Here is a 13,817-nt window from a genome sequence, read left to right on the forward strand (position 1 = left end):
GCCGCCGGAACTGCGCTGGCGCGAGTGGATGGGTCGTGTCGAAGCGGTGATCTTTGCCGCTGACAAACCGGTGACCCGCGATGTGCTGGCACGCGTCGTTGGCAAGGAATGCAATCTCGAGCTGATCATCGACGATATCCGGGGTGAACTACGCGGCCGTCCTTACGAACTGGTGGCGGTTGCCGGCGGCTGGCAGCATCGCACGCGTCCAGGATTTGGCGACGCGATCCGGACTGCCTCGGGGGTGAGCGAGAAATCAGAGCTGACGCAGTCGGAACTGATTGTGCTGATGGCGGTCGCGTATCTGCAGCCGATTACCCGGGCCGAGTTGTCGGCGCTGTTCGGACGCGAGATCAGTCGCGACCTCATCGGTCATTTGCGCGGACACAACCTCATCGCGTCCGGACCGCGCAGCCCGACGCCGGGCGCGCCTTATACCTTCCTGACGACAAAAGACTTTTTGGCGGAGTTCGGTTTCGACACGTTGCGGAATTTGCCCGACATCGAGGCGCTTGAGGATGCCGGGTTACTTAGCAAGGAGAAGCTACTGGCCGGAGATTTCCAGATAGTAGCTGAGAAGGATTAGGGAAACAGTGAGAACTATCAGACGTGACGTTGCCAGCAGGATGGCAGGTATTCTGCTACCGCTACGCTCCGAAGGCAGAGGTACCGCAGGTCGGGAGCGCCATTTTTAATATAGGCGGTGATCGCGGCCGGCGCGGGGCCGAAGCTCCCGGACATTCCTGGGCTCCTAGAGGCCGGCTTCCTGAGCAATGAAACGGTGTTCAGCCTGACCGAACCACCAAAGAAGCTGCTTGTGATCGGCGGCGGCCCGCTGGGTTGCGAGATGGCGCAGGCGTTCTGTCGTCTGGGCGTGCATGTGGTGATCGCGCAGAAGGAGCCGACGTTCCTGCCCGGCGAGGAGCGCGAAGCCGCGCAACTCCTCTCGGGGTCGATGGTGCGCGACGGCGTCGAAGTCCGTCTCAACTCGACCGTGGTCGCCGTGCGGACCGAGAACAACATGAAGCTCGGATATTGACCGGTCTTGGCCGCAGCCCCAACGTTGAAGAGCTCGGGCTGGAACAGGCTGACATTGCCTTTGACGAGGACGGCATCAAGGTGGACGACCATCTACGCACGACGAACCACCGCGTCTACGCGGTGGCGACGTCTGTCTCCAACGCAAATACACTCAATGTCGCCGCAGCGACGGGAAAGATGGCCGTAGAAAACGCCCTCCGGTCCGGACGCAAGCGCCTGAGCGACCTGATTATTCCCTGGTGCACCTATACTGACCCAGAGATCGCCCATGTCGGCTTGTACTCTGTCGACGCGCGGCGGCGAAAAATTCTCGTCAAGACGTTCTCGGTTCTGATGCACTATGTGCCGCGCGTCGTAATGGACGGCGAGGAGCAAGGGTTCGTCAAGTTCCATGTTAGGGAGGGTACCGACCAGATCCTCGGCGCAACAATGGTGGCGCGCCACGCCGGAGAGATGATCAACACCGCGTCGCTCGCCATCGCCGCAAAGGTTGGACTGCGCACCCTCGGCGGTATCATCCACGACTTTCCGACCCAATCCGAGGCGATTGCAGCGGCGGGAGAAGCGTGCGCGCAGTCGCAGTTGCATACACGATGGCAGCGGCTGTGGGCGGCCTGCTTGGCTTTGATTCGCAGAACCGGCTAACATGATGCGCTCGCGGGACCGCTCTGGCATCGGTCTCGAAATCATCCGCCATGCCACTGCCGAGGGTGCTGTCGTATTGTCGATCGCCCGCGGTGAAGCCAAGCTACTGGCTGCCGCGGCGACGACCATCCCTGGCGCAGAAATCGCGCCGCTCGACCTGAGCGATGCCGATGCGCTCCAAGTTCCTCCGCTCGCTCGAAGCCTGCGATTACTCGCCCGACGTGCTGGTCAACAATGCCGGTCACGTAGCTTCGGTCGCGTTCGTCGACACCGACAGGACGAAGATCGACGCCATACTGCGCCTGAACATGATCGCGCCTGCCCCGCAAAGCCGCTGAGCGGCCAAGATTATGAAGTGGCGCGGGTCCGGCTCGATCATCAATCAGTCGGCACCCGTCGCTACTCGTCCGATGCCCCATTTCATACGCTGCACCTATCTCAGCATGAAGCACTAATCAGAGGTTCTGACCAACCGACAAAAGCCCACCGGCGTGACAAAGGAGAGGTCTGGAACATCCGAAGATCATCACCCGTGGAGAAAAAAACCGCGGCTGCGGGCAGTGTTGGCGCATCTGAACGTGAAGGGTGAACGTTTTTCTCTCATCCACGTTCTAGATGGATGTTGCCAGCCAAGGAAGAAATTGATGGCTAAGGACAGCGCCCCCAATCTCCGTGGCGATAGCCCTGCTGCGGTCACCGATGAGGCCATGCTTGACCGTAAGGAACTGGCTGCAACAGCGTTCCAGCGGACTCGAATGCCGATGTTGGTTACGGATGCCACCAAGGAAGACTATCCGATCGTGCTGGCGAACCAGGCTTTTCTAAACCTTACAGGCTACGGAGCGAGAGAGGTGCTTGGACGCAACTGTAGGTTTCTACAAGGAACCGCGACGTCGCCGGCCGCGATAGCCGAAATCCGGGCAGGTTTGCAGGAAGATCGCGATGTCGACGTTGAGTTGCTGAATTATCGGAAGGATGGGTCCGCCTTTTGGAATCAGCTTCACCTGAGTCCTATCCACGATGACGATGGCCGTCTCGTCTACCATTTCGCATCTCAGATCGATCGCACGGATTACCACAAGATTGAGAGCCTCGAAGCGTCTGAACACCGATTGCTGTTAGAGGTGGATCACCGCGCTAACAATGTGCTTGCAATTGTCGACAGTATCGTCCGCCTGACAAAATCCGATAACGCTGCGCTGTATGCAGCCTCTGTCCAAAACCGCGTTCAGGCGTTGGCTAGGGCGCATGGCTTACTTTCGCAGCGGGTTGGCATCGGATCCCTCTACGGGAGACAATTTCAACTCAAATTGAGCCATATGGAGCTGGGCGTACTTTGCTGGACGGCCCCGAGGTCCTACTTGCATCACATGCCGTTCAGCCGTTGGCATTATTCATCCATGAACTTGCGGTCAACGCGGCATCTCATGGCGCCCTTTCGAAAGGGGGCGGTCAAGTGCAAATCGTTTGGGAAGACAGGCCGAAGAATGATGGTTTCGTGCTCATCTGGAAAGAAATGGGAGGGCCTTCTCCGCAGATCACCCGCCGTCGAGGTTTCGGAACAGCTATCACGGAGGCTACAATCCGCAGACAACTTCATGGATCCATAAAACACGAGTGGTCGGATCAAGGAGTAAGGATCGTCGCTGAGATACCGAACGTCACTGCCTCGCGGTAGGTGCTCTATCCACGTTGCCGCTAACCCCTACATTGCGGAATGTGTAGCAACGGCCACAAACGATACGACACGCACTTGTGTCTCTCTCTACCTCCAAGGGAGACCATTGGGGGTTGGTTCAGCTCAGGATCATTCAGCTGTTAAAAGCGGCGTGCATCGCTTTGCATTTTCGCATGCGCCTTGTGCTGTGACGTCATTGCAGACAACAAGCACTCCGCCGACGCTGTCATCGAGATCGATGGATCCATAGCTGTAGGTCCACCAAACATTCTCGCGGCTACCATTTCGGGTGACCAGCATAAGACCGTCCTCACCCCAGGTCGAGCCCTTGCCGGCCATGACGTAGTCGATCTGCGGCCCGATGATCTCCCAGATCTCGGACCAGCAGTCACGGCCGCGCTGCGGTCGCCTGTATCGTTCTGAAATCAAAGATCCTCATGCCCGACCCTTCGGGACTCGTCCCGTTTGCTCCGCGGCCATTGATAATTCCCCCGACTCCACCATCTTCAGCCAGCCAGGTGGCTCAACCGCTTGGGCTTGTGGCTTTTGGCGGCACGGTGCAAACTTCCACGGCCAGGCCCTCCATGAGCCTTCGGCTAACTTGAAATCAAGGCCATAGAGATGTCCCGCGCGAAAATGCATAACGCCCAGATAACGGGTTCTGGAGACACTGCGATCGTCTTTGCTCATGGTTTCGGCTGCGACCAGAATATGTGGAGGTTGGTCGCTCCGGAATTCGAGGACCGGTTTCGTGTCATCACCTTTGACCATATCGGCGCGGGCGGTTCGGACCTGTCAGCATACGACGCGCAACGCTATTCGACGCTTGAGGGCTATGCGGACGACGTCGTCGAGCTCTGCCGGGAATCGGGCGTGATTGGCGGTGTGTTTGTCGGCCACTCGGTGAGCGCGATGATCGGCATCCTGGCCGCGAAAAAGGCTCCCGATCTGTTCAGCAAATTGGTGCTCGTCGGCCCTTCACCTCGCTACATCGACACTGACGATTATGTCGGCGGGTTCACCGAAGCCCAGATTGTTGAGTTGCTCGAATTTCTGGACAGCAATCACATGGGTTGGTCAGCCGCCATGGCTCCGGTCATCATGGGCAATCCGGATCGCCCGGAACTCGGTGCCGAGCTGACCAACAGTTTTTGCCGGACCGACCCGGAAATCGCGAAACGATTTGCTCGCGCGACCTTTCTCTCCGACAACCGAGCCGACCTGGAAGGCTTCTCGATTCCGTCGTTAATCCTGCAATGTTCTGAGGACGTGATCGCACCCGCAGTAGTTGGCGAATATATGCACCGTCATCTGGCCAACAGCCGGCTCGTGCACCTCAAAGCCACTGGACATTGTCCAAACCTGAGCGCGCCGGCGGAAACGGTCGCGGCGATCAACGCGTTTGTCTAAGTTGCCAATCGTGGATTCCAAAAACAGCGAACCCGTCAACGAACTCGCCGACCTCCGCGATCTCTTCGAAAGCGCGCCTTGCGGCTACGTGTCAGCCACGCGCGATGGCCTGATCCAACGCGTCAACGGGACATTCTGCGAATGGCTCGGATTCAAACAGGAGGAGCTTGTCGGCAAGCGCCTTCACGACCTACTGCCGATCGTCGGCAAAATCTATTACGAGACACACTTCGCCCCATTGCTGCGGATGCAAGGTGAGTTCAACGAGGTCGCACTTGATTTCCTGCGAGCTGATGGAAGCCGGCTGCCGGCTCTGGTCAACGCCAGGGAACGGCGAAACGAGGCTGGCGAAACGCAATTCGTCAGATTGACGATTTTCGATGCGAGCGATCGGCGGCGATATGAGCAGGAACTGCTTAACGCAAAGAAGACGTCGGATCGCGCGAGCGAGGAGTTGCTCCAGCTGAACAGCGTTCTCGAGGAGAGGGTCTCGGAGGAGGTTGCCGAACGCATGGCGGTCGAAGAAACCTTGCGGCAGGCGCAAAAGATGGAGGCGGTCGGGCAGCTGACAGGCGGCATCGCGCACGACTTCAACAATATGCTCGCCGTTGTCATATCTGGCCTCAATCTCATTCAGAGGCGGATCTCGCGGGGCGATACCGATGTCGGCACGCTCATTGAAGCGGCGATGGGCGGCGCCACGAAGGCCGCCACTTTGACCCAGCGACTATTGGCTTTCTCGCGCCAGCAAACGCTCGCCCCCGAGCCCATCACCGCGAATGTGATGGTGTCGGAAATGTCCGAGCTGCTCAGGCGCACGCTTGGCGAACCGGTTCACATGGAAACGGTGCTCGCAACCGGACTTTGGAAGACCGTCGCTGACCGCAATCAACTGGAAAACGTCATCGTCAACCTGGCCGTCAATGGCCGGGACGCGATGTCGGAAGGTGGCCGGCTCACCATCGAAACCGCCAATGTGGCGATCGATGACGGATACGCGACCGAGCACCAAATAGCCCCCGGCCAGTATGTCATGATCGCTGTCACGGATACTGGCGCCGGCATGCCCCCTGAGGTGATTGAGAAGGCCTTCGAACCTTTTTTCACGACCAAGGGCGTCGGCAAGGGAACGGGCCTGGGTTTGAGCCAGGTCTTCGGCTTCGTGAAGCAGTCGAGCGGCCACGTGAAAATCTATTCCGAGATTGGCCACGGAACGACGGTAAAGATCTATCTGCCGCACTATTACGGAACAGACGAAGCGCCAAAGCGCAAACTTTCGGGTGACACTCCAACCGGCCTGGCCGAGGAGGTCGTCTTGGTGGTCGAGGACGATCAATCCGTCCGAGAACTGACTGTCCAAATGCTTGGTGATCTCGGCTACGGCGTGTTTTCAGCCGATGGCGGCCAATCCGGCCTGCGCATGCTTCACGAGCACCCCGACATCAGGCTGCTGCTGACCGATGTGGTCATGCCTGACATGAATGGCCGCCGGCTGGCCGAGGAGGCGCTACAGCTCAAGCCTGACCTCAAGATCATCTACACGACTGGCTATACCCGCAATGCGATCGTTCATGATGGCGTGCTTGAGCCCAACGTCCATTTCCTTCAGAAGCCCGCGTCGGTGACAGTTCTTGCCCAGAAAGTTCGCTCGGTTTTTGACAATTGAGCCGCCCTTCTCGAAGGCATTCAGCAAAGAGTTGACGCGACAGCGCCCCTCATTGGCTGGCTCCGCGTTGTGAGCCGGGATTGGTTCGCTCTACCTCAGCCGTATACCATCCATCCCAAGTTCATGCTTTGTGCTCTCGCCGCATAAAAGGGAGTCGGGAAAAACAGCGTCGTCAGGATTTCCACAATACCCGGAACAACAGGCGACTCCTGGATGGCGCGGCACGGGGACCGCTTTGGGCCTTAAACGCAGACGCAGAGATCAGACCCGCCTTTTCTGAAAGCAGGCCCTCCGACTTGGGCGGCGTGTGTCCGGCATTAATCCAGAGCGTATAATCTTCACACTAGGCCGATCATTTTCAGGAACAGCATCGCCAAGATGATGAATGCACCCACCATAGCTATCATTACTGCAACGTTCTGGCCGGTCTTCCCCCCCCGGATTAGCTTTTAAGCGAAGCGATACGACGACCAAGATACTTGCGGCTTGGCACGCGAACCCAGCGAACATCAGCCAGGCCGCCGCGCCATGAAAATGGAAATCTCGCCCGTCGAGATACCCAACTGGGACCGCAAAGTCGTCGTGCAGCGCACCATACGCTGGCCAGCCCACCAGCAATGCCGCGATGGCTACAGCAGTCAGGTTCGCTAGCGTTGGGTTGCGGCTCCTCCAGCTGTCGCGCGTTCTCATGGTGTCCTCCGCGAGTACTACGGGTATTGGTAAGCGATGGTTACATTTGTGCAATCAGTGGAAGACAATACAAACCCGCCACCGCTTCGATCCTTCGCAAGAGCCATCGGTAGCTGAACGATAATCTATGGCGACCGCAGCGGAAACCGGACGTTCTCCTTCCGGCCCCCACTCTGCTGAAGGAAGAGCCGAGGCCGGGCATCCAGACCGCGCTGATGACACTGGTGAAGGATGCTCGCTCCGCTACCACAACAGGGGAGGTCGCCGGCAGGCGGATCACCCACAGTAGTACCACCAACGGGAACGGGGTCGTCAGGAATGCAATTGCGGCAAGCCAGCCGAAGGTTGCAGGCTGTAGTGGCTTTACATCAGCTAGTTTTGGCGGCGGCCCTGTAGCCGGTAGGATCGATAGGTTTTACGGAACAAATCAATTCAACACCCTAACCGAGTTGGGCAAGTCACTCGCACTCGGCCAATCAGATTCCAAAAGGTACCGGGGAGCTTCTTTGCAGACGCTGTCGCGGCAGTAGGATAACAGAAATTGCGCGAGAATCTCATGGTCGATCCGGATAAGTAACGGCACGGTTCACTTGAACAGGCATCGCAATGACGTGCGGATCAGTGCGATCCATGATCTCAAAGACAGTGGTTGCGCTGACAGCGGCGCTTTGTGTCAGCCAATGCGTTCTGGAGTGAGTTGGTAGCTTATTACTCAGTCGGATCATCACAGGATCTTTGCTGTTTATAGCGCTAGCACGCGTACTGGAGAAAGCCGGCCTTTCTCTTTTCATAAGCCGCTCACTTCGAATTTTAGAGCGAGTCATGGCCAAAAAATGGCATGGGTAAACTCTTGCCGGCACCTCTACACAGCCGGCGCAACGTCATTGACTTTGCATCAGAGCGCTTCGAGCGCAAGAGCGATACCCTGGCCGCCGCCAATGCATAGCGTGACAATACCTTTCCGAATGGTCACGCTTTATGGCGTAAAGAAGACGTGTCGTCAGGATCGCTCCCGTGGCACCGATTGGATGGCCATGAGCAAAGCTGTGTCGGACATTTCTGATCTCCCATTTGCGAATTTCAGATAGCCTATTTCCCTGATATGCCTAACGGAATGCCCGAGACGGACGAATACCGGACAGATCGCGCCAAGGATTGACGAGGTGAGCTCCGTTCAAATCGTAAGTCGTCACAAGTTCCTCGAAAGGACACTTGGTTCGGCAACATTCTGGGCGACGGCGAGGATTGGAGCCAACTATTCCACCGGGTGGCCAATGTCAGCTATTCTATTTGGAATTTACCGAGGTTTTGCGGCGCGCCACGGGTACAACCTGGACAATGAATGCAGGTCCTCGCGACCGTAAACTGTGGCATCTGTGCGTATTCATTGCCGGCGCCTGCGAAGCCCGCGTATCAAAAGCGCACTATCGGTTGTCGAGTTCGGCCAGCAGCCGGGCCAATCTGGCTGGTATGCCTGGAATATGGCCGGCGATTTCGAGTGCCGTGTTGCGCAACAATCGGGCTGGCGCAGACCTAAGCGTCGCTGCCCGCGTCATTCGATCGGTCATCGCGACAACGTTCTGCGCGATCTTGTGACGTCGGCTAGCCCAAGCGTCGAGCGCCGTGGTTGCGCCGCCGTGAACCGCGTCGAGCAACGGTTGGGCTAACGAGACGGCGTCCTGGATGCCGGTATTCATTCCTTGCCCGCCAGCCGGGCTATGCACATGGGCGGCGTCTCCGCACAACAGGATGCGTCCGGCACGCGGCGTGGCCGTGACGCGATGCTGGAGGTGAAAGCGCGAACTCCAGACGATTTCCTGGATTGTCGATCCCGTGCTCGCCGGCCCGCGTGTGTCAAGAATGCGCTGCAGGAATGCAATATCGGGGTGCTCGGGTGCTTTGTCGATAGTCGCGACGATCCGATAGCGCTCATCGGGCAACGGCGCGACAACGACCAATCCTGCGGGTGAGAAAAACAAGCTGACCTCCTCTCGAGAGAGCGGCCAATCCATTCGAACATCTGCCAGGACGAAGCTTTCCTCATATGCGCCGCCTTCGAAGGCGACACCGGCGGCATCGCGCACGACGCTGTGGGCGCCGTCGCAGCCGACAAGCCAATTGGTTCGGATCGCGTCCGATCTGCCATCACGCTTGACCGTTACATCGATACCACTGCTCTGCGCCTCGACAGCAATTACTTCTACCGGACGTAAAACCTCACCGCCCAGCGCGCGTAGCCGATCCAGAAGGATTGCCTCGGTCCGGTTCTGCGGGCACATGATGGTGAAGGGATACGGCGTGTCGAGCCCAGAAAAGTCGATCTCCATCAATACCTTGTCACGATCATGGATGCGGAAGATCGGTACCTTGACCCCTTCCTCGAGCACCGCCGCCGTGGCGCCGAGCGGCGTTAGAACTTCCAGCGTTTGCGCGTGCACCACGGCAGCACGTGACGTATTCGCACCTTCAGCCTGCCGGTCAAGTAGCAGGGGCATTGCTCCTAGCCGCCGAAGTTCCGCGGCAAGCGCCAGTCCACTCGGGCCGGCACCGACGATGATGATTTCAGTATGGGAGGGAAGCGCGTTCATGGCATACTCCAATGCGAACAGGTGTTCGCATATAAACGATGGCGAGGCAATTTGGTTCAGAAGGTTGTAAATAAAAGCGCGAAATCTCCTGCGCGGCCGCGGCGATCACAACCGAACCGCGACCGTATTCTGGCCGCCGCGCGTCGTGTGTTTGCCGCGCAGGGGTATGACCGCGCGACCGTTCGGTTGGTTGCCGCCGAGGCAGGCACCGCGCCGTCGATGGTGATCCGCTACTACGGTAGTAAGAATGAGTTGTTCGCGGCGGCGGTGAAATTTGACCTACGCCTGCCAGATTTGACAGGCGTTCCGCGCGGCGAGATCGGTGCACGCCTAACGCGACATTTTCTGGCGCGGTGGGAAGAAGCGCCGTCCGGGGGCGAACTCGGTGCGCTCCTCCGCGCGGCTATCAGTACTGACGCGGCGCGTGAGCGGTTGATCGAGATTTTCCAGCGTCAGCTCCAAGTTGCGGTTGCGGCGATTAGCGGTACCGACGGAATGGACAGCCGCGCCGCACTGATTGCGAGCCAGTTGCTCGGACTTGGACTAACCCGGTATGTGCTGGCTCTGCCCGCTTGCGTTTCGATGGATCATGATCTGATCATCGCTCATGTCGGCGCGACTGTTCAGGACTATCTGACCAAATCTATCTCTGCTGCGGACCGCTAGCTAGAACCGAGCATTGTGGGCAATCCAGGCGCCCGCCGGCCTCCAAACGCAAAAACCGCCCAGGCGCGACAGCTCTTGAACCCTTCACTTCGCTCTCAGAGTGCCGTTCCCCACAGTACCCAACACTGTATCGCGATCATCCCGTCATCAATCAGGATTGTTTGAATAGCCCCGAGTTTCGTAGACGCCCTCGGGTTACATTTTCTGCTTCCGTTCGAAGTCGACGGGTGACAGCATCCCGTTTCTCACGTGCTTGCGCTTCGGGTTGTAGAACATCTCGATGTAATCGAACACGTCCTGCCTTGCCTCGTCGCGGGTCTTGTAGGTCTTGCGCCTGATCCGTTCGCGCTTGAGCAGGTTGAAGAAGCTCTCCGCCACGGCGTTATCGTGGCAGTTGCCGCGCCGGCTCATCGAATGCTCAAGATTGTGGTGCTTCAGGAATGCAGCCCAGTCCATGCTGGTGAACTGGGAGCCTTGGTCGGAATGGACCAGGACCTTGTCCTTCGGCTTCCGGCGCCACACCGCCATCAGCAGCGCCTGCAACACGATGTCCGTGGTCTGTCGGCTTTGCATGGACCAACCGATAACGCGCCGCGAGAACAGGTCGATCACCACTGCCAGATAGGCAAAGCCCTCCATGGTTCGGATGTAGGTGATGTCGGTCACCCACGCCCTGTCCGGAGCCTCGACATCGAACTGCCGGGCCAATGTATTGTCGACGACCACCGACGGCTTGCCGCCATAAGAACCAGGCCGGCGCTTGTAGCCGATGAGAGCCTTGATACCGGCAAGCCCTGCAAGGCGAGCGACACGGTTCGGGCAACTGGTCTCGCCTTGATCCAGAAGGTCGTCGTGAAGCTTGCGGTAGCCATAGACTTTGCCGCTGTCGTTCCATGCCTTCCTGATGAGGTTGGTCTGACGCAGGTCTTCCTGGGCGCGTTTGCTCAACGGGCTCTTCAGCCAGGCATAGAAGCCGCTGGGTTGAATGCGCAGGCAATGACACATCGCCCGAACCGAGAAAAATGGGCGATGCTCGGCAACGAACGCGTATCTCACTTTGCATCCCTGGCGAAATACGCGGTGGCTTTTTTTAGGATGTCGCGCTCCTCGGTGACGCGAGCCAGTTCCTTCTTCAAGTGCCGGATCTCGGCCGCCTGATCCGCATCGCCCGAACCTGAAGGCTTCAGGAACTTCTTCTTCCACGCATAGAGCGAATGCGGGCTGACACCCAGACGCTGCGAAACCTCTGAGACCGGATAGCCGCGCTCGGTGATCTGTGTGACCGCATCGCGTTTGAAATCGTCACTGAAACTGCTGGTCTTCATGATGGCCTCCTTGCCTCAAAATTAGGGAAGAAGGCGTCCACAAATCTAGGGGCTATTCAGTTTCCGGGTTGCCAAGTTGCACATAGCGAATGGCTTCGCATTGGGCGGGCGATGACGTCCCTTATACGCCCTTCGACCGTTACCCGGTCCTCGTTTCGAAATGTGCTGACGTAGTCAATCCATAGGACATCCTTCCAACCAGGCGAAAATCCCTGGAAGGGCGACGCGTTTTCGATGGGCGCGTCATCAAGCACAACGACGTAATAAATCTTGAGCGGATCGGAAAAATCCATTGATTCTCATGTCGCACGAGGGTGAGGCGCATCCTATGACGTGCCGGCTAGGGCCCAACGGTGTTCGTGTGCGCTGAGTGGAATCCGCCATCTACTCGGAAGATCCGCGGAGACTTCTGCAGTGACCGTTTTTTTGATGTCAGAAGCGTCCCAGGCGGCTTGCGGCTCGATACCGTCATGCCGCGTTCTATCGGACAGTTCCGGATCTCGAAACGCAAAAACCGCCCCTGTTAGACCGGGACGGCTATAGATTTATGATAAAACTGGTTGCGGGGAGGGGATATAAGCCGTATTTGAATTAACTCTGTAACAGTACATTAAACCGCATCCACTATATTCCCCGTATGGAAGACTGGTGGCAGAAATTCGATTTTTCTGCTCAGGGGTGGAGCCGCGTCATCGGGCTTACAGCTCTCGGCACGCTCTGCTGCATCGCCATTGCGTTCACCATCGACAGCTATTCCTTCGAGGAGTGGCGTTGGCGGCTCGGTGCGAATCCGATCAATGACCTCATCTCACCTACTTCTGGATGTATGGCCCAATGCGCGATCGGCCTTGTCCGATGTGCACCAACTGGCTGGGCTCGGTAAATGGCAATGCATCCGACATTTCGCAGCGCGCGTCGCTTAAGATTCTCGGTCGCAGTCCGGTCGAGCCCCAAATCGCCTTTGCGCAGGAGCGCGACTGGCGCAGTCTGGAGTTCGTTCAGATCGTTGGTGACGACTACGCCAACGATCTTGGGCTGCTTACCCCTGACGGTGGCGAGAGCCCGGCGTTGGTTGTGTATCGGCGTGACGGCGACAACGTGCGTCTGTTCTGGTCAAGCGCGATGAGGCTTGAGATGGCTGAACCGGACCAGGACACGCGCGACGCGCCGGATATCGCCTCGCTCTGGTCGATCCTGGATTTGACGCCTGAAGGGCGTGGCGCCGACTGGTATCCAAAGCTGGAGTATGCCCGATGACCCTGACCGGCCATTGGCAGGTCAACGCATCCATAACAGATACGACCAGGTTCTCGGCAATCGGCGTTCCCATTGACCATCTCCTCAAGGGCTAGGGATCTTGAAGTGGCTAGCGAACCTATATCGGCGCGCTTTACGCCTCAAGTCATACATTTGTTACGGCCAATTTTTGGATCGTGCATGTTTCTTTGATGCAGCGGTATGTGCGCGAAAGAATAAGGTCACGTATCCGATTGAGCTCACGTGCCAATCGGGTAGGTAGGCGGATGGTCTTATCTCCGTCTGCCTGCCAGCTTGAACGCCGAGCCTGGCCAATCAAAAAACGCTAAGAACGGCTGAGATCAATCCGGCTGATTACAATGTTCTTACCAGTCGACGGGTCCTTGTCGATGGTCGTCAAACGCATCCCATCGTTTCCAACTTTTTCCAGCCTCAACTGGGCTGCCCGGTCGCCATTGACTTCCTTTGCCCAATGAATGCCGAGAACCAAAGCGTTGCCTGAGCGATTGCCACTGAGGCCGGCGGGGCCGGTGCTCGATCCAGTGTATGTGCCCGTATAGGTTTTACCATTGGTCTTGACGTCGGCGCCTATCGCCCGTGAGAAAACCACGTAACCTGTGCATTTGCCATCAAGTGATAAAGAGCTTTCAGTCGCGTTGGACGCGAATTTGCAGTTGATTTTGATGGGCTGGGAATCAGCGTCTACTTTGACGGTGCCCTTACCAACCCAGCTCCCCGCGAACGATTTCAGGAAGGCAGCGTCAGCAGCATGGGCAGGCCCTGCGATGAACAGCATAGCCGCTGCCAGCCAGCCAATGGATTTTGTCATGACTAAAGTCCTTCAATTAGGC

13 protein-coding genes and 2 pseudogenes are annotated in these 13,817 nt (G+C 57.8%); 10 read left to right on the forward strand and 5 right to left on the reverse strand.

Translation table 11 applies throughout. From position 1 onward, the window contains the following. The 5 genes and pseudogenes from scpB to lov all read left to right on the forward strand — a co-directional run. A partial coding sequence (gene scpB / locus GA829_RS36180; protein ID WP_195180518.1) for an SMC-Scp complex subunit ScpB occupies window positions 1–586 on the forward strand: 586 nt, incomplete at its 5' end. A gap of 117 nt (window positions 587–703) precedes the next feature. Continuing rightward, window positions 704–1,039 carry an FAD-dependent oxidoreductase gene (locus GA829_RS36185; protein WP_195180519.1) on the forward strand — a complete coding sequence of 112 codons (336 nt, stop codon included), beginning with the start codon at window positions 704–706 and terminating at the stop codon, window positions 1,037–1,039. After that, entirely contained in the window at window positions 1,036–1,686 is a 651-nt protein-coding gene (locus GA829_RS36190; protein WP_195180520.1) for a hypothetical protein, read from the forward strand. The genes GA829_RS36185 and GA829_RS36190 overlap by 4 nt, the downstream gene beginning before the upstream one ends. Window positions 1,687–1,856: 170 nt before the next feature. Further along, the gene (locus tag GA829_RS36195; protein ID WP_195180521.1) at window positions 1,857–2,024 is read left to right on the forward strand and encodes a hypothetical protein; all 168 of its coding nucleotides are present in this window, start codon (window positions 1,857–1,859) and stop codon (window positions 2,022–2,024) included. 306 nt (window positions 2,025–2,330) lie between these two features. Next, window positions 2,331–3,364: pseudogene (gene lov / locus GA829_RS36200) on the forward strand (blue-light-activated histidine kinase). Between the two features lie 129 nt (window positions 3,365–3,493). On the opposite strand, the gene GA829_RS36205 reads toward lov, so the two are convergent. Further along, window positions 3,494–3,703: a hypothetical protein gene (locus GA829_RS36205; RefSeq protein ID WP_258052487.1), complete on the reverse strand. Its 210-nt coding sequence runs from the start codon at window positions 3,701–3,703 to the stop codon at window positions 3,494–3,496. Between the two features lie 282 nt (window positions 3,704–3,985). Between GA829_RS36205 and GA829_RS36210 the strand changes: the two genes are divergently transcribed. The 3 genes from GA829_RS36210 to GA829_RS36220 all read left to right on the forward strand — a co-directional run bounded on the left by GA829_RS36210 (window position 3,986) and on the right by GA829_RS36220 (window position 7,091). After that, a complete protein-coding gene (locus GA829_RS36210; protein WP_195180522.1) occupies window positions 3,986–4,774 on the forward strand; it encodes an alpha/beta fold hydrolase in 789 nt (262 codons plus the stop codon). A gap of 10 nt (window positions 4,775–4,784) precedes the next feature. Beyond that, entirely contained in the window at window positions 4,785–6,440 is a 1,656-nt protein-coding gene (locus GA829_RS36215) for a hybrid sensor histidine kinase/response regulator (RefSeq protein WP_195180523.1), read from the forward strand. 486 nt (window positions 6,441–6,926) lie between these two features. Beyond that, window positions 6,927–7,091: a hypothetical protein gene (locus tag GA829_RS36220; protein ID WP_195180524.1), complete on the forward strand. Its 165-nt coding sequence runs from the start codon at window positions 6,927–6,929 to the stop codon at window positions 7,089–7,091. Window positions 7,092–8,025: 934 nt separating this feature from the next. Here the strand turns inward: GA829_RS36220 and GA829_RS37245 are convergent. Both GA829_RS37245 and GA829_RS36225 read right to left on the reverse strand, forming a co-directional pair. Further along, window positions 8,026–8,176: pseudogene (locus GA829_RS37245) on the reverse strand (acetyl-CoA C-acyltransferase); the annotation flags it as partial. 378 nt (window positions 8,177–8,554) lie between these two features. Beyond that, entirely contained in the window at window positions 8,555–9,730 is a 1,176-nt protein-coding gene (locus tag GA829_RS36225; protein WP_308462375.1) for an FAD-dependent oxidoreductase, read from the reverse strand. Window positions 9,731–9,769: 39 nt separating this feature from the next. On the opposite strand from GA829_RS36225, the gene GA829_RS36230 reads away from it, so the two are divergent. Then, the gene (locus tag GA829_RS36230; protein ID WP_258052488.1) at window positions 9,770–10,384 is read left to right on the forward strand and encodes a TetR/AcrR family transcriptional regulator; all 615 of its coding nucleotides are present in this window, start codon (window positions 9,770–9,772) and stop codon (window positions 10,382–10,384) included. Window positions 10,385–10,579: 195 nt separating this feature from the next. Here the strand turns inward: GA829_RS36230 and GA829_RS36235 are convergent. Beyond that, window positions 10,580–11,709 (reverse strand): IS3 family transposase gene (locus tag GA829_RS36235; protein ID WP_374940461.1). Its coding sequence is split into 2 segments (ribosomal slippage): window positions 10,580–11,463 and window positions 11,463–11,709, totalling 1,131 coding nucleotides; the frame shifts between segments, so codons are not numbered across the junction. An 822-nt stretch (window positions 11,710–12,531) separates the two neighbouring features. On the opposite strand from GA829_RS36235, the gene GA829_RS36240 reads away from it, so the two are divergent. Further along, window positions 12,532–12,966, forward strand: a complete 435-nt coding sequence (locus tag GA829_RS36240) for a DUF899 family protein (RefSeq protein WP_195180527.1) — start codon at window positions 12,532–12,534, stop codon at window positions 12,964–12,966. Between the two features lie 325 nt (window positions 12,967–13,291). On the opposite strand, the gene GA829_RS36245 is transcribed toward GA829_RS36240, so the two are convergent. Further along, on the reverse strand, window positions 13,292–13,795 hold the full coding sequence (locus tag GA829_RS36245) for a hypothetical protein (protein ID WP_195180413.1): 504 nt from the start codon (window positions 13,793–13,795) through the stop codon (window positions 13,292–13,294). Window positions 13,796–13,817 lie beyond the last annotated feature (22 nt).

It is taken from the genome of Mesorhizobium sp. INR15 (genome assembly GCF_015500075.1).
In the GTDB taxonomy this organism is placed as follows: Bacteria; Pseudomonadota; Alphaproteobacteria; order Rhizobiales; family Rhizobiaceae; genus Mesorhizobium.

What these genes read in the sequence shown, in the direction of transcription:
- GA829_RS36195 (WP_195180521.1), top strand. Translation starts at nt 1,857, where the DNA reads ATGCGCTCCAAGTTCCTCCGCTCGCTCGAAGCCTGCGATTACTCGCCC.
- GA829_RS36240 (WP_195180527.1), top strand. Translation starts at nt 12,532, where the DNA reads ATGTATGGCCCAATGCGCGATCGGCCTTGTCCGATGTGCACCAACTGG.
- GA829_RS36205 (WP_258052487.1), bottom strand. Translation starts at nt 3,703, where the DNA reads ATGGCCGGCAAGGGCTCGACCTGGGGTGAGGACGGTCTTATGCTGGTC.
- GA829_RS36245 (WP_195180413.1), bottom strand. Translation starts at nt 13,795, where the DNA reads ATGACAAAATCCATTGGCTGGCTGGCAGCGGCTATGCTGTTCATCGCA.
- GA829_RS36210 (WP_195180522.1), top strand. Translation starts at nt 3,986, where the DNA reads ATGTCCCGCGCGAAAATGCATAACGCCCAGATAACGGGTTCTGGAGAC.